This window comes from Streptomyces sp. NPDC024632 (genome assembly GCF_055559175.1).
In genome coordinates this window covers 56520-75583 of sequence record NZ_JBVHLD010000025.1, presented here as the reverse complement: position 1 = coordinate 75583, position 19064 = coordinate 56520, and the positions used below count along the sequence as shown (strand labels likewise).

16 protein-coding genes are annotated in these 19064 nt (G+C 71.3%); 12 read left to right on the top strand and 4 right to left on the bottom strand.

Annotated elements, in window-relative coordinates; genetic code table 11:
- The first annotated feature begins 65 nt into the window (after positions 1-65).
- From ACZ37P_RS35875 to ACZ37P_RS35855, 5 genes are all read left to right on the top strand, one after another.
- Complete coding sequence (locus ACZ37P_RS35875; protein WP_467350607.1) at positions 66-935, top strand: SDR family NAD(P)-dependent oxidoreductase; 870 nt, start codon at positions 66-68, stop codon at positions 933-935.
- Positions 936-993: 58 nt separating this feature from the next.
- Complete coding sequence (locus ACZ37P_RS35870) at positions 994-1656, top strand: histidine phosphatase family protein (protein WP_391049005.1); 663 nt, start codon at positions 994-996, stop codon at positions 1654-1656.
- Positions 1657-1725: 69 nt separating this feature from the next.
- The gene (locus ACZ37P_RS35865; RefSeq protein WP_402713638.1) at positions 1726-2631 is read left to right on the top strand and encodes an ADP-ribosylglycohydrolase family protein; all 906 of its coding nucleotides are present in this window, start codon (positions 1726-1728) and stop codon (positions 2629-2631) included.
- 49 nt (positions 2632-2680) lie between these two features.
- Entirely contained in the window at positions 2681-3367 is a 687-nt protein-coding gene (locus ACZ37P_RS35860; protein WP_355338254.1) for a ribonuclease HII, read from the top strand.
- 54 nt (positions 3368-3421) lie between these two features.
- The gene (locus tag ACZ37P_RS35855; protein WP_467350604.1) at positions 3422-4099 is read left to right on the top strand and encodes a hypothetical protein; all 678 of its coding nucleotides are present in this window, start codon (positions 3422-3424) and stop codon (positions 4097-4099) included.
- Between the two features lie 3 nt (positions 4100-4102).
- Here ACZ37P_RS35855 and ACZ37P_RS35850 read toward each other — a convergent pair whose 3' ends face one another.
- Together ACZ37P_RS35850 and ACZ37P_RS35845 are read right to left on the bottom strand one after the other, a co-directional pair.
- Positions 4103-4693, bottom strand: coding sequence for a hypothetical protein (locus ACZ37P_RS35850; protein ID WP_355338259.1), 591 nt, complete (start codon positions 4691-4693; stop codon positions 4103-4105).
- Between the two features lie 196 nt (positions 4694-4889).
- Positions 4890-7070, bottom strand: a complete 2181-nt coding sequence (locus ACZ37P_RS35845; RefSeq protein WP_467350602.1) for a RecQ family ATP-dependent DNA helicase — start codon at positions 7068-7070, stop codon at positions 4890-4892.
- Between the two features lie 133 nt (positions 7071-7203).
- Here ACZ37P_RS35845 and ACZ37P_RS35840 point away from each other — a divergent pair, with 133 nt between their 5' ends.
- Positions 7204-8442 (top strand): DUF4192 domain-containing protein, encoded by a 1239-nt coding sequence (locus tag ACZ37P_RS35840; RefSeq protein ID WP_467350600.1) that lies wholly within the window; start codon positions 7204-7206, stop codon positions 8440-8442.
- Here the strand turns inward: ACZ37P_RS35840 and ACZ37P_RS35835 are convergent.
- Positions 8354-9664, bottom strand: a complete 1311-nt coding sequence (locus ACZ37P_RS35835; RefSeq protein ID WP_401725351.1) for an alpha/beta fold hydrolase — start codon at positions 9662-9664, stop codon at positions 8354-8356. The genes ACZ37P_RS35840 and ACZ37P_RS35835 overlap by 89 nt on opposite strands.
- A 195-nt stretch (positions 9665-9859) precedes the next feature.
- Between ACZ37P_RS35835 and ACZ37P_RS35830 the strand changes: the two genes are divergently transcribed.
- From ACZ37P_RS35830 to ACZ37P_RS35805, 6 genes are all read left to right on the top strand, one after another.
- A complete protein-coding gene (locus tag ACZ37P_RS35830) occupies positions 9860-11848 on the top strand; it encodes an amylo-alpha-1,6-glucosidase (protein ID WP_467350598.1) in 1989 nt (662 codons plus the stop codon).
- A gap of 107 nt (positions 11849-11955) precedes the next feature.
- The gene (locus ACZ37P_RS35825) at positions 11956-12690 is read left to right on the top strand and encodes an NUDIX hydrolase (protein ID WP_188286086.1); all 735 of its coding nucleotides are present in this window, start codon (positions 11956-11958) and stop codon (positions 12688-12690) included.
- Between the two features lie 48 nt (positions 12691-12738).
- Positions 12739-14517 carry an ATP-binding cassette domain-containing protein gene (locus ACZ37P_RS35820; RefSeq protein WP_467350597.1) on the top strand — a complete coding sequence of 593 codons (1779 nt, stop codon included), beginning with the start codon at positions 12739-12741 and terminating at the stop codon, positions 14515-14517.
- A 105-nt stretch (positions 14518-14622) separates the two neighbouring features.
- Positions 14623-15531, top strand: coding sequence for a FadR/GntR family transcriptional regulator (locus ACZ37P_RS35815; protein WP_355338277.1), 909 nt, complete (start codon positions 14623-14625; stop codon positions 15529-15531).
- 306 nt (positions 15532-15837) lie between these two features.
- Entirely contained in the window at positions 15838-17400 is a 1563-nt protein-coding gene (locus ACZ37P_RS35810; protein WP_467350596.1) for an RNA polymerase sigma factor, read from the top strand.
- 169 nt (positions 17401-17569) lie between these two features.
- Positions 17570-18433, top strand: coding sequence for a S1 family serine peptidase (locus tag ACZ37P_RS35805; protein WP_355338283.1), 864 nt, complete (start codon positions 17570-17572; stop codon positions 18431-18433).
- A 136-nt stretch (positions 18434-18569) separates the two neighbouring features.
- On the opposite strand, the gene ACZ37P_RS35800 is transcribed toward ACZ37P_RS35805, so the two are convergent.
- Positions 18570-18800, bottom strand: a complete 231-nt coding sequence (locus tag ACZ37P_RS35800; RefSeq protein ID WP_188286081.1) for a DUF7455 domain-containing protein — start codon at positions 18798-18800, stop codon at positions 18570-18572.
- Positions 18801-19064: the final 264 nt, after the last annotated feature.

The following is a 19064-nucleotide window of genomic DNA, read 5'->3' as shown; positions in this document are numbered from 1 at the left end:
CTTTACAAGGCATGGTGTCTCGCATACTCTTAACGAGTCAGCATGTCTCGTAAATGGAGCTCGCAATGAACGAACGCGTTGTCGGCGGCCGGGGGGAGCGCCCCGAGGGCAAGGCCGAAACCGACTCCCGGCGGACGATCCTGATCACCGGTTCCACCGACGGCCTGGGTCGCTGGCTCGCCATACGCCTCGCGACCGACGGAGCCCGTGTGCTGATCCATGGCCGCGACGCCCGCCGGGCCGAGGAGGTTCGCGACGCCATACGGGAGGCGACGGGTGAGGACCGCGCGGAGGTGCTGCTCGCCGACGTCTCCGATCTCGGGCAGGTCGACCGGCTCGCCGACGAGGTGCTGGCCCGTGCCGACCGGCTGGACGTGCTGGTCAACAACGCGGGAATCGGGACCGCCTCGCCGGGCGGAGCGCGGGAGGCGGACGAGCACGGCGTGGAGCGGCGGTTCGCGGTGAACTACCTGGCGGGGTACCGGCTCACGCACCGGCTCCTGCCCCTGCTGACGGCGTCGGCGCCGTCCCGCATCGTCAACGTCGCCTCCGCGGGTCAGCAGGCGATCGACTTCGGCGACCCGATGCTGACCAAGGACTACGACGGCGGGCGGGCGTACACGCAGAGCAAGCTCGCACAGGTCATGTTCACCTTCGACCTGGCCGAGGCGTTGAAAGGCACCGGTGTGACGGTGAACGCGCTGCATCCGGCCACGTACATGGACACCACCATGGTCAGAGAGGGAGGCATAGCGCCGTGGAGCTCGGTGGAGGAGGGCGGGGAGGCGACCTTGCGGCTCATCGAAGGCACCGATGTCGGCACCGGCCGGTACTTCAACGGCACCCGGGAAGCCAGGGCCGACCGGCAGGCGTACGACGGGGACGCCCGACGTCGGCTGCGGGAGCTGTCGGAGGAGCTGACGGCGCGACTGTGAGGCGGATGACCCCCGGATCAGCGCGCCGGACCGACAGTCGCGCAATAGGCTGATCGTCATGGGACGCCCTCGCCGCATTGTGCTCATCCGGCACGGCGAGTCCCAGGGAAACAGGGACGACACCATTTACGAGCGGGTGCCGGACCACGCCCTGGAACTCACCGCCACCGGCCTTCAACAGGCGAGGGAGGCGGGAGCGGGCTTGCGTGAGCTGTTCGGCGAGGAACGGGTTCAGGCATTCGTCTCTCCGTACCGCCGCACCTGGCACACTTTCCGGGCACTGGGGCTCGACCCCCGGCTGACCCGGGCCAAGGAGGAGCCGCGCCTGCGGGAACAGGACTGGGGAAACTGGCAGGACGTCGAGGACATCCAGCGGCAGCGCAAAGCCCGCGACGCCTACGGCCACTTCTTCTACCGCTTCGCGATGGGGGAGAGCGGCGCGGACGTCTACGACCGGGTTGGGGCCTTCCTGGAGACGCTGTACCGCGCCTTCGACAAGGAGGACTTCCCGCCGAACGTGCTGGTGGTCACCCACGGGCTGACGATGCGGTTGTTCTGCATGCGCTGGTTCCACTGGACGGTGGAGGAGTTCGAGGCGCTGTCCAACCCCGACAACGCCGAGACCCGCACACTCCTGCTCGGCCCCTCCGGCGGCTATACCCTGGACCGGCCGTTCGCGCGGTGGCGGACGCCCGGCCCGCCTGGCGGCGGGGAGTGGTGAAGTCGGCCGGTGACTTTGGGCACACGGAGATTGACCGGGATTGAACACGATGTCAGAGTTTCCGACGCCATGACCCCTCACACTACTGAAACCGACCGCGCCGCGCGCGCCGTGGCCAGCCTCCGCGGGCTGGCCGTGGGCGACGCCCTGGGCTCCCAGTTCTTCGTCCCTGCCAACTACCCGGCACTTCAGAACGGCCAACTGCCACCCGGCACATGGGAGTGGACGGACGACACGGAGATGGCCTGCTCGGTGGTCTCGGTGCTGATCAAGCACGGACGCGTCGACCAGGACGCCCTGGCCCACTCCTTCGCCGAGCACCACGACTTCGACCGCGGCTACGGCCCGGCTGTCAACCGGATGCTGCGGCTGATCCGCCAGGAAGGCGGCGACTGGCGGGAACTCGCGGCCGGCCTGTTCAACGGGCAGGGCTCGTGGGGCAATGGCGCCGCGATGCGCGTTGCGCCCCTTGGTGCCTGGTACGCGGGTGACGCCGTCCAGGCCACCCACCAGGCGGAGATCTCCGCCTACACGACGCATCAGCACCGTGAGGCGGTCGTCGGGGCCATGGCGGTCGCCGCCGCGGCGGCCCTCGTCGCCGACCCCACGGGACCCCAGGCCCCGTCCGACCTTCTCGGGGCGGTTCTCGACCTCGTACCGCGGAGCGCGGTGCACGCGGGCATCCGACGGGCCAGGGACATGCTCGACTACGCGGACGTCGCCACGGTGGCCGCCGTGCTGGGCTGCGGGCGGCGCACCAGCGCCCATGACACCGTGCCCTTCGCCCTGTGGGCGGCGGCCCGCCATCTCGACGACTACGAGCAGGCGTTCTGGACCACCGCCAGGGCCGGTGGAGACGTGGACACGACCTGCGCGATCGTCGGCGGCATCGTCGCGTCCCGGCCGGGCGGCCAACCGCCGGTCGACTGGCGGGAGCGGACCGAAGTCCTCCCGGACTGGGCGTTGTCCGACTGACCGACCACCGTGGGACGGCGTGAAGCAGCGGGGTAGGCTTGGTACTGCCATGCCGTACGAACCACCCACCCACAGCGTCGAACGCTCCCTTCGTGCCACCCTCGGGGCGCGGACCGTGGCGGGTGTGGACGAAGTCGGCCGCGGCGCCTGGGCCGGACCCGTCACCGTGTGCGCCGCTGTCACCGGACTGCGTCGCGCGCCCGAGGGGTTGACCGACTCCAAGCTGATCACCCCCAAGCGCCGGGCCCGACTGGCCGCCGTCCTCGGCGACTGGGTCACCTCCTACGCCCTCGGGCACGCCTCACCCGAGGAGATCGACGACCTCGGGATGACGGCCGCGCTCCGGCTGGCGGCTGTACGGGCGTTGGAGGGACTGCCGGAACGGCCGGACGCGGTGATCCTCGACGGCAAGCACAATTACCTCGGCGGTTCCTGGAAGGTCAGGACCGTGATCAAGGGCGACCAGTCCTGCGTCGCGGTCGCCGCCGCGTCCGTCATCGCCAAAGTGCAGCGGGACACGGCGATGGCCGAACTCGGCGCGGACTACACGCCGTTCGCCTTCGCCGACAACGCCGGATATCCGTCGCCTGTTCACCGTGCGGCCCTGGAGGAGTTGGGGCCCACCGCGCAGCACCGGATGTCGTGGTCGTATCTGGACGCGCTGCCCCGCTGGCAGCACCTCAAGAAGGTCCGTCAGCCGGTCGAGTCAGGGGAACAACTCGGTTTCGATTTCTGATCCACACGCCACCCCCCGCTGCGCATTCGTGCGGCATTTGATAGACATCAACTCATGCCTCTCATCCCCGAGGAGCCTCAGATTCACGAGAGCGTCCCGGGTCCCCGTACAGCTCCGGCCACCGGCCGCAGTGCGTCGACCCCCCGTCCTGTCCCCGGTCCGCCGCGGCCCGCAGCGCCGCGTCCCGCGCCGCCTAGGGAAGCCGCCGCAGGCGTCGGTCCGGGCCGTCACGGCCCCGCCCGTCCCATCGGTACCCCTGGTCCCGCCGCACCCTCCGGCCCGGTGACCCCGGCCGCGACGGCGGTTCCTCCCACCGTGCCGCAGCAGCGCGCCCAAGAGCCCGCCGCCGCCCAGATCCAACTCATCCCCGCGCCGACCGACGGTGCGCTCGACGCCGCCGACGAGACGGTCGACCTGCTGCTTGACACGGGTCGGGCACCCGGCGAGATCCTGGTCCTCACCACCGGTGACCAGCACCCGTGGGCGGCGCACGAACTCACCTTCGGCGAAGCGTCCTACTGGGCGCAGTACGACGCGGCCGACGACGTCTTCTACGCAGACATTTCCGCCGAACGCACCACCGGGCGACCGGTCGTGGTCGTCGCCGTCAACGGCGGCGGCGACGACACGCTGCCGAGGGCGCTGGCGGGCGCACTGGCCAACGCGGGCGTCCTGCTGATCGTCTGCGGCGACCCGGCCAGGGTCAATTCCCTGCTGGGCGCCAGCGCCTGACCGTCAGCGCGCGGCCGCGCGGCGAAGAGCCTGCGTCGTCCCTCCGGGGATGCCGTGCGCCGCGTCGCCCGGCCGCCGCGACCAGGAAGCGGCGTTCGGTGTGCGGCCGACGCGGTTCTCGCCGATGACATTCCAGCCGTCGGCGGTCAGGGTGACGTACGACCCGGAGCGAAGGCCGTGCAGGGTGCAGGCGTCACGCAGCCCCCACATCCACGCCCCGTCCTCCTCGGTCCAGCCGGGACCACCGTCCCGGCAGACCATCAGGACAGCGGTGCGTACCGGTTTGCGCAGTCGCAGATCGTGCGGGATGACGCGGCGCAGGTGCGAGAGCAGCGCATTGCGCCGCTCCCAGCCGTCGACCACCCCGCTGCGGGCGGTGAAGGAGGCGCTGGCCCGGATCCGGCCGTCCGGGTCGTACACCGCGATCACCGCGGTGGACGGGGACGGCAGGTGCCGAGCGTGCAGGTCCTTGATCACGTCACGCGGATTGGCCAGCAAAGGTACGCCGATGCCTGCCCATTCGGCCGGCTCCAGAGTGCGCGACGCGAGGGAAGTTGCGGCGGAGGACGTCTCCGGAACGAAGCCGATGGTCACGGTCCTCCTTTCATGGATGCACCCGTAGACCGGGCGCGGGCGCACGCCGGTCAGATGGCTCGATGAGCCGATAGGGGATCCGGCATCAATTCTCGCTCCCGTATTGCCCCGCGGCAACGGGCAATTGAAGCCGCCGACCGGTATGGACCTGTCCGCCGCTTAGATCCTGTCCCGTCCGGCGCCTCGCCACGCACATTCACCCCTGAACGGCCAGGACCAGCGGGAAGACAGCCGTCGCACCGGCCCGCCGCAGCAGCCTGGCCAGGACCGCCAGTGTCCAGCCCGTGTCGGAGAGATCGTCGACCAGCAGCACGGGACCGGGATTCGCCTGAAGGGCCGCGGCCAACTCCTGCGGCACGACGAAAGCCCCGTGCAGGGCGCGTACCCGCTGTGCGCTGTTACTGCGCGGTACGCCGCCCGGGTCTCCCTGATCCGCGTACTCGACCTGGCCGAGCAGGGGCATTCTGCCGACCTCGGCGATACGGGTGCTGAGCGATTCCACCAGCACGCCGTGGCGGCGAGAGGCGACACCGACCACGCCGACCGGGCGTGCGGGGGCGTCCGGCGCGCCGCTGGCCCAACCGCCGGGCCCCTTGGCCCAGTCGGCGAGCACCTGGATCACGGCGTCCACCGCTTCCGGCGAAACCGGCTGGTCGACGGCTCCTTCGGCGAACAGCGGCCGCAGCCGGTTGCCCCACCCGATGTCGGACAGACGGCCCAACGCCCGCCCGGTGGACGCCTGTTCCGTCGCCGGAATACGCCCCTTGAGCGCGACGCCGATCGCCTCGAGACCGGTCGGCCACATCTTGCGTGCTTCCAGCTCGACTCCGGGGCGCCCGAGCGCCGCGCGTGCCGCGTCCAGCGCGGCGCTCGACACCTCCAGAGGGAAGCGCGCGCCCGCGCAGTTGTCGCAGCGTCCGCAGGGCGCGGCCTGCTCGTCGTCCAACTGCCGGCGCAGGAACTCCATCCGGCACCCTGTGGTGGTCGCGTAGTCCCGCATGGCCTGCTGCTCGGTCTCGCGCTGGCGGGCCACCCACGCGTACCGCTCGGTGTCGTACGCCCACGGCTGCCCGGTCGCCGTCCAGCCGCCGCGCACCCGGTGCACCGCGCCGTCGACGTCCAGCACCTTCAGCATGATCTCCAGGCGGGAGCGGCGCAGATCGACGCGGGTCTCCAGCGCGGGGATGGACACCGGGCGGTCGGAGGCCGCGAGTACTTCCAGGGTGCGGCGCACCTGCTCCTCGGGCGGGAAGGCGAGCGACGCGAAATACCGCCAGATCGACTCGTCCTCGCGCCCGGGCAGGAGCAGGACCTCGGCGTGGTCGACGCCACGTCCGGCGCGGCCCACCTGTTGGTAGTAGGCGATCGGCGACGAGGGCGATCCGACGTGCACGACGAATCCGAGGTCGGGCTTGTCGAAGCCCATACCCAGGGCCGAGGTGGCCACGAGTGCCTTGACACGGTTGGCGAGCAGATCCGCCTCGGCCGCCTGCCGGTCCGCGTTTTCCGTCTTCCCCGAGTAGGAGGCGACGGGGAAGCCGCGCTGCCGCAGGAACGCGGTGATCTCGTCGGCCGCCGCCACGGTGAGGGTGTAGATGATGCCGGAGCCCGGAAGCGTTTCGAGGTGGTCGGCCAGCCAGGCCAGCCGGTGGGCGGCGTCGGGCAGTCGCAGCACGCCGAGCGACAGGCTCTCGCGGTCCAGCGGCCCGCGCAGGATGAGGGCGCCTTCCTGATCGGCCCCGGTGGCGCCGGTGCCGAGCTGCTCCGCGACGTCGGCGGTCACGCGGGCGTTGGCGGTGGCCGTGGTCGCCAGCACGGGGACGCCGGGCGGCAGATCGGCGAGCATCGTCCTCAGCCGTCGGTAGTCCGGGCGGAAGTCGTGACCCCAGTCCGAGATGCAGTGCGCCTCGTCGACGACGAGCAGGCCGGTGGTGGCGGCGAGCTTGGGCAGCACCTGATCGCGGAAGTCCGGGTTGTTGAGGCGTTCCGGGCTGACGAGCAGGACATCCACTTCGCCCGCCGCGACCTCCGCCTCGATCTCGCCCCACTCCTCGGTGTTGGACGAGTTGATCGTGCGGGCCCGGATGCCCGCGCGTGCGGCGGCTTCCACCTGGTTGCGCATGAGGGCCAGCAGCGGCGAGACGATGACCGTCGGGCCGCTGCCCCGCTCGCGCAGCAGCGCCGTGGCCACGAAGTACACGGCCGACTTCCCCCAGCCGGTGCGCTGGACGACCAGCGTTCTGCGGCCGTGCGCGACCAGCGACTCGACGGCGAGCCACTGGTCCTCGCGGAGCCGTGCGGTGCCCGGCTCGGCGCCGACGAGTCGGCTCAGTACGGTGTCGGCCGCGGAACGCAGCGCGGTGGGGGTCTCGGTCATGCCCCCATGCAACCTGATCGCACCGACATCGCGCCAACCCCGCTCCGTGGCCTGTGGATAACTCCACCGAAAGTTATCCACAGGTTTTTGGGGGGTCTGGTGTGATTCGCGCGATTACGGCATCGTCGATCTCATGACACAGAGCAACGAGATTCAGCACGGAGAGTCATCATCCGAAGCGGCCGACGTCAAAGTCACCTTGCGCGGGCCCGCCGACCTGGCCGACGCATTGCCGTACTTGATGGGTTTTCATCCCAGTGACTCCGTCGTGCTCGTCGCACTGCACGGCGAGCACGGCCGCTTCGGCGGCCGACTGCGACTGGGCCTGCCGGAGGACCCGAGTGAGTGGCCGGAGACCGCCGACCAACTCGCCGACTGCCTCGTGAGGAACAGCACCAGGCGCGGTGGGCGACCCGACGCCATCGTGCTGTTCCTGTGCCGGGACCCGCGTGAAGGGGAGCGCGCTTCGGCCGTGATGGAAAGGCTGAGGCCGCTCGCCCAGCGGATCCGGGTGGCCTGCGGGGCGCTGGACGTGCCCGTCGTCGAGGCGTTGTGCGTCTCGGCCGGCCGTTGGTGGTCCTACTGCCGCCCCGCGGAGACCGTCCCGGCGGAGGGAACGGTCCTGGCTCCGCCCGGCCGGTCCACGATGGCGGCGGCCAGCGCCTACGCGGGAATCCCGGCGCCGGGTTCGCTGCGGGACATGGAAGCCAGGCTGAAGCCGTCCGAGGCGCGGAATCGTGATCACGAGATCGCCCTCGACGCGGCCTGCGCCGAATTGGTGCCCCGCATGCTCGACGACGGTGGCTGCGAGAGCGTCCGGCAGCGAACACTCGCCCTGGCCCGTGCGGCACTTGAGAAGTTCCGCTCCGCGCCGCGGATCGACGATCCCGCGCGTGCGGACCGGCGGGACGACCGGCTCCTCTCCGACGACGAGGGCGCGGCGGTCATCCTCGGTCTCCAGGACCGCACGGCACGCGACCGCGCCGCCGAATGGATGGAGCCCGAGCGAGCGGACGCCGCCCTTCGACTGTGGCGGGCGCTCGCCCGGCGCTGCGCAGGACCGTACGCGGACCATGCCGCGGCCCCGCTCGCCCTGGCGGGCTGGGTCGCATGGTCCTCGGGGGACGAGGCCGAGGCGCGGGTCGCCCTCGGCCTCGCGCTGGACCTCGAACCCCACTACACCTTCGCGCGGTTGCTCCACCACTCAGTCAACGAGGGTCTGGACCCTGAGCTGTTGCGGCGGAGCCTGCGGCAGGAGCGGCGGCAGCGCGTGATCGCCTCGACTACAGCTCGCCGCGGGCCAGTCGGATCAGCCGGTCGAGGACCCGGCCGCCACTCACCCGGAGACCGTCGTGTTCGAACTCGTCGGTGACCCAGGTCCGCAGCCCGCGCACCGCACGCGCGGTGGCCAGCGAGTGGGCGGTGTCGACGTACATGTCGTCGTGGTAGATCGCCGCCGCCACCGGAATCTCATTGGCCGCCAACTGGCGGGTGTCATAGAGGTCCGGCCACTTCTCGCGGCGCGCGACAAGCTCCGCCGTCTCGCGCAGTGGTGCGAGCGCCGGATCGGACGTGAACATCCACGGATGGATGCTCTCTCCCGTGAACAGCACGGGAGCGTCCCCTGCCAGCGCGCGCTCGGCGTCGAACCGCGGGAATTCACCACGGACGGCCTCGGCGGCCCAGCCGGTGCCGTGAGGAGAGACGGACCCCTGTCCGTAGACCGACTCGTGCAGCACCGCGTAAAGGGGATTCGCGGCGAAGGACAGATGCTGCTGGACCTGGGAGAGAAAGGAGTCGGAGAAGACGGGACCGGAGGGACCCGTCACGAACGCGTACTCCAGCAGGTAGTGCAGGGTGTGCGAACCGGTGCCGGTGCCGAGCATGAGACCGAGGGACTGGAACGCCTCAGGTGTGAGGCGGCCTCCGCCGGGCAGCGACACCGCCTCGTCGCGCAGGCGGCGGACGATGGTGCGCACCGTCTCGACGTCTTCGGGGTAACGGGCGTAGTGACCGGCGTTCTTGCGCTCGATGCGGGGATAGGCGGCGCGGTAGACGGCCTCGGCGGTCACATCAAGACCCGGCAGGCCGCCCGTGACGAACACCTCCCGCAGACCTTCGGGCGCCGACGACAGATAGGTGACCGCGCAGAAGCCGCCGAAACTCTGGCCCAGCACGCTCCAGCGCGCGTCCTCTCCGAGGAGCTGACGCCTGATGAATTCGCAGTCCCGGACGATCGAGTCGGCCCTGAAGTACGACAGGTAGTGCGCCTGGGCGGCGGCGTCGCCACGGGTGGGCAGCGTCTGGCGGGTGGCGGGCGTGGAGCGCCCGGTGCCGCGCTGGTCGAGCAGCAGCACCCGGAAGTCGTCGAGCGCGCGCGGCAGCCAGCCGTCCCGTCCCAGCGGGCGCGGCGAGCCGAAGCCCGGACCGCCCTGGAGATACAGCAGCCAAGGCAACGACTCGCGCTCCCGGCCCGCCGCCACGACCTCGCGGGCGTAGACCTCGATCCGCTCCCCGTCCGGGGAGGAGTGATCGAGCGGTACGGCGAACGTGTGGTCGGTGATGACGGTGCCTGGCTGGCGGTGGACGGTCATGGAGTCTCTTTTCGGGGGTGCGGGCCGTGCGGGGAGCCGGGGCTCCCGTTCAGGAACGGTAGACGGGCCGTGACCTGTGCGCTCGGCGGGGCGTTCACCCGGCGTGCAGCACTCTCCCGGAAGACGAATCCCGTACGAGCGGGCGGCGGCTTCGGCCGTCGCCCGGGCCGCGCGCGCGGCGAAGGCCGGAGCCCGGTGAGCACGCCGCCGGTCGTCGTACCGCGCCGGGCGGCACCCGGCCCGGTACCCGTCCACGACGCCGTCATCTGCGTGGCGGCGCCGGCCCTCGCGGTGTCCGCACAGCACGGGCAGATGCGCGGCGACGGTCTGGACGGCTTCTACCGCGACGGCAGGCGACTGCTGAGCCGCTGCGAGCTGACGGTCGCGGGAGCCGAACCGGTGACCGTGCAGGCCAGGCTGCTCGACGCGGGACGGGCACGTTTCCTGGCGGTCGTCCGGACACCCGGCGACCGTGGCCCCGACCCGGTCGTCACGGTGGAGCGCGTCAGGACCGCCGAGGGCGGTGAGCGGATCACGTTCGCCAACGCGGGGCCGGTACGGGTGGCGCTGCCCGTCGAGATCGCGTTCGGCACTGATCTCGCGGCGCTCTCCGCGGTGGCCGCAGGGCAGCCCGGGTCGGATCTGACGGCCGGCGTCAGCGGCTCGGGGCTGCGCTGGTCGAGCGGCGGGGGATCGGCGCGGGTCACCGCGACTCCCGCGCCGGACGCGGCGCTGGGCGCGTCGGGACTGCTGAGGTGGGACCTGGAGGTGGCGCCCGGAGCGGCACGGACGATCGAGCTGCGGGTGGAGCCGGCATCGGCGGCCACGACGGCGGGCAGCGCGCGGGCACCGGTCGGCGACAGACCGCCGCCGATGTGGGCCGACGCGCGACTGGAGGGCGACGACCCCAGAGCCGGTGTCCTGCTGGACGCCTCGCTCGGGGACGCACAGGCCCTGCTGCTCCGCGCGCCGGAACATCCCGCCGACCTCTACGTCGCGGCCGGGGCGCCCTGGCGGATGGGGCTGGCGCCCGCGGACGCGCTGTGGGCGGCGCGGATGCTGCTGCCGTTCGGCACGCGGCTCGCGGCGGGCACGCTCCGCATGCTGGCCAGGTTGCAGGACCCCGCGACGGGCCGTGTGCCCGGAGTGCCGCGGCACTCCGGACCGCACCTGCCGCCGTTGGATTCGGGCGTGGAGGCGACGCTGCTCTTCGTGACCGTGCTGGCCGAGGCCCGACGCTGGGGGCTTCCGGCTCGCGAGGTGGAGCCGTTGCTCCCGGCGGCGGAGCGGTGCCTCGGCTGGATGCGGGCGGCGACGACGGATTCCGGCCTGGTCGTGGACCCGTCGGCGGAGGGTCCGGCGCGGGCGGAGGTGCAGGCGTACGCGTATCGCGCGGCGGTGCAGGGTGCGGATCTGCTCGACGCCCACGAACGGAGTGGGGCGGACGGCTGGCGGGAGTACGCGGCGGCGCTGCGGGCGGGCTTCCGGCGGGGATTCTGGCTGGAGGATCCGGGCGGTGGGCGGCCCGCGCTGGCGCTGGCCGCCGGGGGAAGACCGGTGCCGGTGCTGTCCTCGTCGCTCGCGCACCTCCTCGACACCGGGCTGCTCGGCGAAGGGGCGCTCGCTCCCGGGTTGTTGGACAAGGGACAGATGGAACAGCTCGGCAAGCTGTTCGCCGCGCCGGACATGAACTCCGGCTGGGGTCTGCGGACGATGTCGGCGAAGACGCCCGGCTTCAGCCCCTTTGGCCACCGCGGAGGTGCGGTGCGCGTCCATGAGACGGCGCTCGCCGTGTCCGGCCTCGCCGCGGCGGGGCTGGAGAAGGAGGCGTCCGCGCTGGTGGGCGGGGTGCTGGACGCTGCGGCGGAGTTCGGACTGCGGATGCCGGAGATATACGGGGGCGAGCAGCGTTCTGCGGGCGGTGCGCCGTGCCCGCACCCCGTGGCGTGCCGTCCGGCGGCGGTCGCGGCGGTCGGGGCCGTCCATCTGCTGACGGCGCTCGCCGGGGTGCGGCCGGACGCGCCGGGCGGCACGGTGGCGGTCCGGCCGATCAGCGCCGCGCCGCTGGGAGCCGTGCATCTGACGGGGTTGCGGGTCGCGGAGCAGCCGTTCTCCGTTCGGGTCAGCCGTCTGGGGATGGCCATGATCGAGGAGGCGGCGCCGGGACTGCGCCTCGGGACCTGACCATGGGCGGGGACCGAGCGGGGAGGGACGGGAAAACGTATCGATCCGATAGGGATCAGGCTCCCGATCCGGCTGATTATCGTCAGGCAGACGACTATGATCGCGCCATGTCGCCCTACGACCCGTCGGCTTTCCCGCCCTTCGCCGTCACCGTCGACCTGGTCGTGCTGACCGTGCGACATCACGCGCTGTGCGCACTGTCGGTAAGGCGCGGCGAGCCGCCCTTCCAGGGGCGGTGGGCGCTGCCCGGCGGATTCGTCCGCGAGGACGAGGATCTTTCCCAGGCCGCGGCGCGGGAACTGGCCGAGGAGACGGGGCTCCGGGCGCAGAGCGGCGCTCATCTGGAGCAGCTCGCCACCTACGGGGATCCGCAGCGCGATCCGCGGATGCGGGTGGTCAGCGTCGCGCATCTGGTGCTCGCGCCCGACCTGCCCGCCCCCCGGGCGGGCGGTGACGCTCGCAGCGCCCGCTGGGCGCCGGTCGGGACGTTGCTGGGCGAAGGGGGACAGGAGCACGCGGGGGAGACGGCGCCGCTCGCGTTCGACCATGCCCGGATCCTGGGGGACGGGGTCGAGCGTGCGCGGTCGAAGATCGAGTACTCGTCGCTGGCCACCGCCTTCTGCCCGCCCGAATTCACGGTGGGGGAGCTGCGGCGGGTGTACGAGGCGGTGTGGGGTGTCGCGCTCGACCCGCGCAATTTCCACCGCAAGGTGACCGGCACGGTCGGTTTCCTCGTGCCGACCGGGGGGACGACGACCCGTCAGGGCGGCCGTCCCGCGCAGTTGTTCAGGGCGGGCGGGGCCGCACTGCTCAATCCGCCGATGCTGCGGCCCGAGGTGTAGAACCGGCTCCTTCCGCAAAACGCCCATTTGCGGAGCTATGGTGCAAGAGTGATCCAGGCCATCGGGTTGACCAGCATGCCCCGCCGCAACGCCCCGCCCGCCGTCACCGACCTCACGTTCGACATCAGGGCCGGTGAAGTCACTGGCCTGCTCGGTCCCGCCGGATCGGGAAAGTCCACCGCCCTGCGCCTGCTGCTCGGGCTGGAGGGCGGACGCGGCGCCACCCTCGTCGACGGCCGGCCGCTGCGCGACCTCCCCCACCCCGCCCGGGTCGTCGGCGCCCTCCTGGGTGACGTGCCCGGACATCCCGGACGCACCGCCCGAAGCCACCTCCGCATGCTCTGCGCCGCCTTCGGACTGCCCGCCGCCCGCGCCGACGAGGTGCTCGACCAGGTCGGCCTCGCCGAGGTCGCCGAACAGCGGCTCGGCACGTACTCGCTGGGCATGGACCGCCGTCTCGGTTTCGCCGCGGCCCTGCTCGCCGACCCCCGCGCGCTGATCCTGGACGACCCGGTGCGCGAACTCCCGGCCCGCGAAGCCGCCTGGGTGCACGCGCTCGTACGACGGCACGTCGCCGCCGGGGGCGCGGTTCTGCTCACCGGCCGCGACACCAAAGCCCTCGCCCGGACCGCCGACCACGTGATCGCGATCGACAAGGGGCGCCTGGTCGCGGACCAGTCGGCCGCGCACTTCGCCCGCACGAGGATGCGCCCGTACGTGGCCGTCCGCTCGCCCTACGCCGAGCGCCTGGCCACGCTGCTCACCGAGGACGGCGCCGAGGTGATCGCCGCGACCGGCAGCCGTATCGCCGTCTACGGCACCACCTCGGCCGCGGTGGGGGAGACCGCCTACCGCCACGGCATCCTGCTGCACCACCTCGCCGACGAGAGCGGAAACGGCGTCACAACCCCGGACGTCACCCCCCGGGCAGAAGGCGGCGTGGCGGCCGCCGTACCGCCCGCCCTGCCGCAGCCGCGGCGGCGTCCGGCACGGCAGCACGGCCCGGTCCGGCCGCTGCGGTACGAACTGCGGCGCGCCTTCGGGGTCCTCACGCCGTGGCCGATCGCCGGAGCGGCACTGGTCGGCTCGGTGCTCGGCACGGTCCTGATGGCACGCACCGGGGCTGTGTCCGTACCGCCGTTGCGGTTGATCTCCGGATGGGCGGTCCGGCTGCCGCTGCCCGCGGCGGCCGTGGGCGCGGGCGTGCTGGGCGCACTCGCCTACGGGCAGGAGTTCCGCTACCCCGCCCTCGCGCCGGGGTACGGCCCCGAGCCGCGGGTCCTACGGCTGCTCGGCGCCAAACTCGCCGTGAGCGGAGTCTGCGCGCTGCTGCTCGCCGCGTTCGCCGCCGTCGCCGACACCCTGGCACTGCGGCTGACCCTCGGCCCGGGAAAGGCGCCGGATCTGACGACGCTTCCTGCCGCGCTCGGCGGCTGGGCGGCGCTCGCCGTCGGCTGCGCCTGGGCGGGGGTGCTCGCGGCGGGCGTGTTCCGTACCACCGCGCTCGGTGTGGCCGCCGTCCTCGCCGTACCGCTGCTGGTCGCTCCGGCCGTACGGGGACTGTTCGGTGGGCCGGTGGCACGACAACTCGCTGCCGCGGGCGGAGCGTTGTGGTCGGTGGTCAGCGGGGTCTCGCAGGGCGGCGGCGGAACGGTCGAGGGACTGCTGCGCTTCGCCGCCCAACCGGTGGTCTCCGCGCTGTCGTTGTCACTCACCGTGCTGGTCTGCGCCTATCTGGCAACCGCGTTGCGCGGACGGCGACGCTGGCGCCGCCCAACTGCCCCACGCGTCAGCCGAACTGCGCCGCTTACCAGCAAGAAGGGATGATTCATCGCCATAAAACGTCAATTATGAGGTGATGAGCGCTCACCCTTTCGTGTGCTTTTCAGCAAAGCCCTCAAGGCGCGCATCGGCATCGCCGACAAAGGATGCGTGAGTACCCTTGCGCACACCATGATGACCGCGGCTCGTTCTGCCGACTCCGGAATCGCCGGATCGGGCGAGCTGGACCGCTATTCGTACGCCGAAGCCCCTGGCACCGACCGACCTGGACTGACGTCCTGGGAGGGCATGGAACCGGATATGAACCGGATGGGCCGCCGGGCCGGCGGCAGCCGTGGCCGGGGACTGCACGGACAACTCGTCCAGCAGCTCGGACAGATGATCGTCTCCGGCGATCTGGGCGCCGACCGCCCGCTGGTCCCCGAGGAGATCGGCCAGCGCTTCGAGGTCTCCCGCACCGTGGTGCGCGAGTCCCTGCGCGTGCTGGAGGCCAAGGGCCTGGTCAGCGCCCGGCCCAACGTCGGAACCCGGGTCCGCCCGGTGAGCGACTGGAATCTGCTCGACCCCGACATCATCGAATGGCGCGCCTTCGGGCCGCAGCGCGACGACCAGCGCCGCGAACTGCTCGAACTGCGCTGGACGATCGAGCCGCTGGCCGCCCGGCTCGCCGCGGGCCACGGCCGCGAGGACGTACAGCAGCGCCTCGCCGACATGGCGGAGATCATGGCGCACGCCGCCGCACAGGGCGACGCGCTGACCTTCTCCAGGGCCGACGCCGAATTCCACGCCCTGCTCCTCCAGGTCGCGGGCAACCGGATGCTGGAGCACCTGTCGGGGATCGTCTCCTCCGCGCTGCACGTGTCCGGCGGCCCGGTCACCGGCTGCGACCGCCCCGGCGACACCTCGGTCGGCCTGCACCAGCGGATCGTCGAAGCGCTCGCCGAGAGCGACGGCGGCACGGCGGAGGCGGCGATGCGCCAGCTCCTCACCGTCCTGCCCGAGCAGCCCGAGTCCGCTCCCGCCGACCACGTCGTCCCCGGTCCGCGCGAGCAGCACTGACCGTGTCGCCCTCCGCCGCGGGCCCCGGAACACCTGGGGTCGGCGGCGGTCCCATGTGGTCCCCCGTGGCTCTCCCGGCCGCTCTCCCGCGCCCTCGGACGGCCGGACGGGTCATGTGTCCGGATTTATGACCGATCTGCACGATTTAGGGTGTGACTCGGGCCACGTAGGGTGGGCGTAACGCTTGGCGAGGCAGCGCGATGACTTAAGAGGTGGCCACGGCACAAGGAATATTCAGCGACGATTTTGACGCTGAGTGGCTGTGCGGTTCCACCGAGTCGTTCCCATCGTTCCGAGAGGTTGTTCGTGTCGGCCAGCACATCCCGTACGCTCCCGTCCGAGATCGCCGAGTCCGAGTCTCTGATGGCGCTCATCGAGCAGGGTAAGGCCCAGGGGCAGATCGCCGGCGACGACGTGCGTCGGGCGTTCGAAGCGGACCAGATTCCGGCAACCCAGTGGAAGAACGTTCTGCGCAGCCTCAACCAGGTCCTCGACGAGGAGGGTGTGACGCTGATGGTGACTGCCGCTGAGGCGCCCAAGCGCACCCGTAAGAGCGTCGCAGCCAAGAGCCCGGCGAAGCGTACTGCCACCAAGACGGTCGCCTCCAGGGCGACCCCTGTCAAGAAGACCGCTGCGCCCAAGGCTGCCGCCCCGGAGGCGGAGGCCGAGGCCGAGACCACGGTGGAGCCATCGGTGGAGGCGGAGAGCCCAGTAAGGAAGGCGCCGGCGAAGAAGGCCGCCGTCAAGAAGACCGTTGCCAAGAAGGCCCCCGCCAAGAAGGTGGCGGCCAAGAAGACGGCCGCAGGCGAGGACGAGGCCGTCGACGCGGAGGAGACGGTCGAGGAGGCCGCCGCGGGCAAGGGCGGCGAGGAGGAGACCGAGAAGTCGGAGTCCGAGAGCTTCGTGCTCTCCGACGACGACGAGGACGACGCGCCCGCACAGCAGGTCGCCGTCGCCGGTGCCACCGCCGACCCGGTCAAGGACTACCTCAAGCAGATCGGCAAGGTCCCGCTGCTCAACGCCGAGCAGGAGGTCGAGCTGGCCAAGCGCATCGAGGCCGGCCTCTTCGCCGAGGACAAGCTGGCCGCGGCCGACAAGCTCGCCCCCAAGCTCAAGCGCGAGCTGGAGATCATCGCCGAGGACGGCCGCTGGGCCAAGAACCACCTGCTGGAGGCCAACCTCCGCCTCGTGGTCTCGCTGGCCAAGCGCTACACCGGTCGCGGCATGCTCTTCCTGGACCTGATCCAGGAGGGCAACCTGGGTCTGATCCGCGCGGTCGAGAAGTTCGACTACACCAAGGGCTTCAAGTTCTCCACCTATGCCACCTGGTGGATCCGGCAGGCGATCACCCGCGCGATGGCCGACCAGGCCCGCACCATCCGTATCCCGGTGCACATGGTCGAGGTCATCAACAAGCTGGCCCGCGTGCAGCGCCAGATGCTCCAGGACCTGGGCCGCGAGCCCACCCCGGAGGAGCTGGCCAAGGAACTCGACATGACCCCCGAGAAGGTCATCGAGGTCCAGAAGTACGGCCGCGAGCCGATCTCCCTGCACACCCCGCTGGGCGAGGACGGCGACAGCGAGTTCGGTGACCTCATCGAGGACTCCGAGGCGGTCGTGCCGGCCGACGCGGTCAGCTTCACGCTGCTGCAGGAACAGCTCCACTCGGTGCTCGACACCCTCTCCGAGCGGGAGGCGGGCGTGGTCTCCATGCGCTTCGGCCTCACGGACGGGCAGCCGAAGACGCTGGACGAGATCGGCAAGGTCTACGGGGTCACGCGCGAGCGGATCCGGCAGATCGAGTCCAAGACGATGTCCAAGCTGCGTCACCCGTCGCGGTCCCAGGTGCTGCGCGACTACCTGGACTGACCCGGCCGGGCTGACCCGACGTCATTTCCGCGGAGTTCTCCGGAGTCCTTCGGGCCTCCGGAGAACTCCGCGGACGTCTTTCGGGCGACATGGCCTCTTTGCGGATGCGGCGTCCGGCCCTATCGAGCACTCTGGGTGTCCAGAGTGCTCCACAGGGTCAGGAGGCCGCATGCGTTTCCCCTTCCGTGCCGTGACCGGTCGTCGTCGTGCTGTGATCGGCGGTCTCGCGGCGGCGCTGTTGCCGGTGCTGGCCGTCCCGCTGGCCGCGCCCGCGACCCCGGCCGCCGCCAACGGCGTCGTGATCGGTGGCAACCCGGCCAGCACGGACAGCACGCCATGGGTGATGGCCCTGGCCAGCCGTAAGCGCTTCGGCTCCGGCAGGTCCGGCCAGTTCTGCGGCGCGGTGGCCGTCGGGCCTCGTACGGTGATCACCGCGGCCCACTGCTTCGGCCGTGAGGCGCTCGGAGCGAGCGACTGGCACCAACTGCCCGACCTGCGTGTGATCGCCGGTCGTACGGACCTCAGCGGCGGTCGTGGGCAGGAACTGGGCCTGTCGCAGGTGTGGGTCAACCCCGGCTTCGACTCGACGACGAACTCCGGCGACATCGCGGTCATCACGCTGGCGACAGCGCTGCCGAAGGGCGCCACGATCCCGATCGCGGACTCCTCCGACGAGCAGGACTACCGGGCGGGCACTCAGGCGCAGGTCTACGGGTGGGGTGACACGACCGGCCGCGGCACGTACTCGAACACGCTGCGTTCCGCGACGGTCACGGTCTTCGCGGACACGGTGTGCGCGCAGGCGTATCCGGGGAGTTTCGACGGCACTTATGTGCGCGCCTCGATGATGTGCGCGGGTGCCAAGGGCGGCGGCCGGGACGCCTGTCAGGGCGACAGTGGCGGCCCGCTGGTCGTGGGGGACCGGGTCGTCGGTCTGGTCTCGTGGGGCAGTGGCTGCGCGGAGGCGGCCTATCCAGGGGTCTACACGCGCGTCTCGGCGATGGCCTCACTGGTGGCGGCGCACAGTAGCTGAGCGCTGGCGCAACGCGGTCGAAGGCTGGCAGAAACCAGCTGAGCTGCGGGCCGCGGTTGAACGGAAGACGGCGGGCGGACACCCCCTGGAGGGGTCTGTCCGCCCGCCGACTCGAATTCGTCGCTGATGCGAAGTGTCAGCGCTCGTCTTCTCCCGCCGTTGCCGGGGTGTCGGTCAGCCGTCCGGTCTCGTCCTGTATTTCCGAAGCGATCTTCTTGAGCTCCGGCTCGAACTTGCGTCCATGGTGTCCGCAGAAGAGCAGCTCACCACCGCTGATGAGGACAACGCGCAGGTATGCCTGAGCGCCGCAACGGTCGCAGCGGTCTGCCGCTGTCAGCGGACTCGCGGGGGTCAGAACAGTAGTCACGTCGCCTCTTCTCTAGCTCGACGAGCTGTCGTACCAGGGTCAACATCCAACCAGGCCGAAAACGTTCCCGCTCTCAGCTTTTCCTCGAAAACCGACCTCGGGGTGACTGGATGTTACCGATTGGCGGCGAATAGGAGTCAGTTGCGTCAGATGTCGCTTATGGAGCTGTTGTCCGGACTTGCTCCCGGCTGGCTTGCCGGTTGTTGCTGAGGACGTGCCCGGAGCCTAAATGGTTCATGCCTCTTTGGGAACGTGACATGTGTA

What these genes read in the sequence shown, in the direction of transcription:
- ACZ37P_RS35875 (WP_467350607.1), top strand. Translation starts at nt 66, where the DNA reads ATGAACGAACGCGTTGTCGGCGGCCGGGGGGAGCGCCCCGAGGGCAAG.
- ACZ37P_RS35870 (WP_391049005.1), top strand. Translation starts at nt 994, where the DNA reads ATGGGACGCCCTCGCCGCATTGTGCTCATCCGGCACGGCGAGTCCCAG.
- ACZ37P_RS35865 (WP_402713638.1), top strand. Translation starts at nt 1,726, where the DNA reads ATGACCCCTCACACTACTGAAACCGACCGCGCCGCGCGCGCCGTGGCC.
- ACZ37P_RS35860 (WP_355338254.1), top strand. Translation starts at nt 2,681, where the DNA reads ATGCCGTACGAACCACCCACCCACAGCGTCGAACGCTCCCTTCGTGCC.
- ACZ37P_RS35855 (WP_467350604.1), top strand. Translation starts at nt 3,422, where the DNA reads ATGCCTCTCATCCCCGAGGAGCCTCAGATTCACGAGAGCGTCCCGGGT.
- ACZ37P_RS35845 (WP_467350602.1), bottom strand. Translation starts at nt 7,070, where the DNA reads ATGACCGAGACCCCCACCGCGCTGCGTTCCGCGGCCGACACCGTACTG.
- ACZ37P_RS35840 (WP_467350600.1), top strand. Translation starts at nt 7,204, where the DNA reads ATGACACAGAGCAACGAGATTCAGCACGGAGAGTCATCATCCGAAGCG.
- ACZ37P_RS35835 (WP_401725351.1), bottom strand. Translation starts at nt 9,664, where the DNA reads ATGACCGTCCACCGCCAGCCAGGCACCGTCATCACCGACCACACGTTC.
- ACZ37P_RS35825 (WP_188286086.1), top strand. Translation starts at nt 11,956, where the DNA reads ATGTCGCCCTACGACCCGTCGGCTTTCCCGCCCTTCGCCGTCACCGTC.
- ACZ37P_RS35805 (WP_355338283.1), top strand. Translation starts at nt 17,570, where the DNA reads ATGCGTTTCCCCTTCCGTGCCGTGACCGGTCGTCGTCGTGCTGTGATC.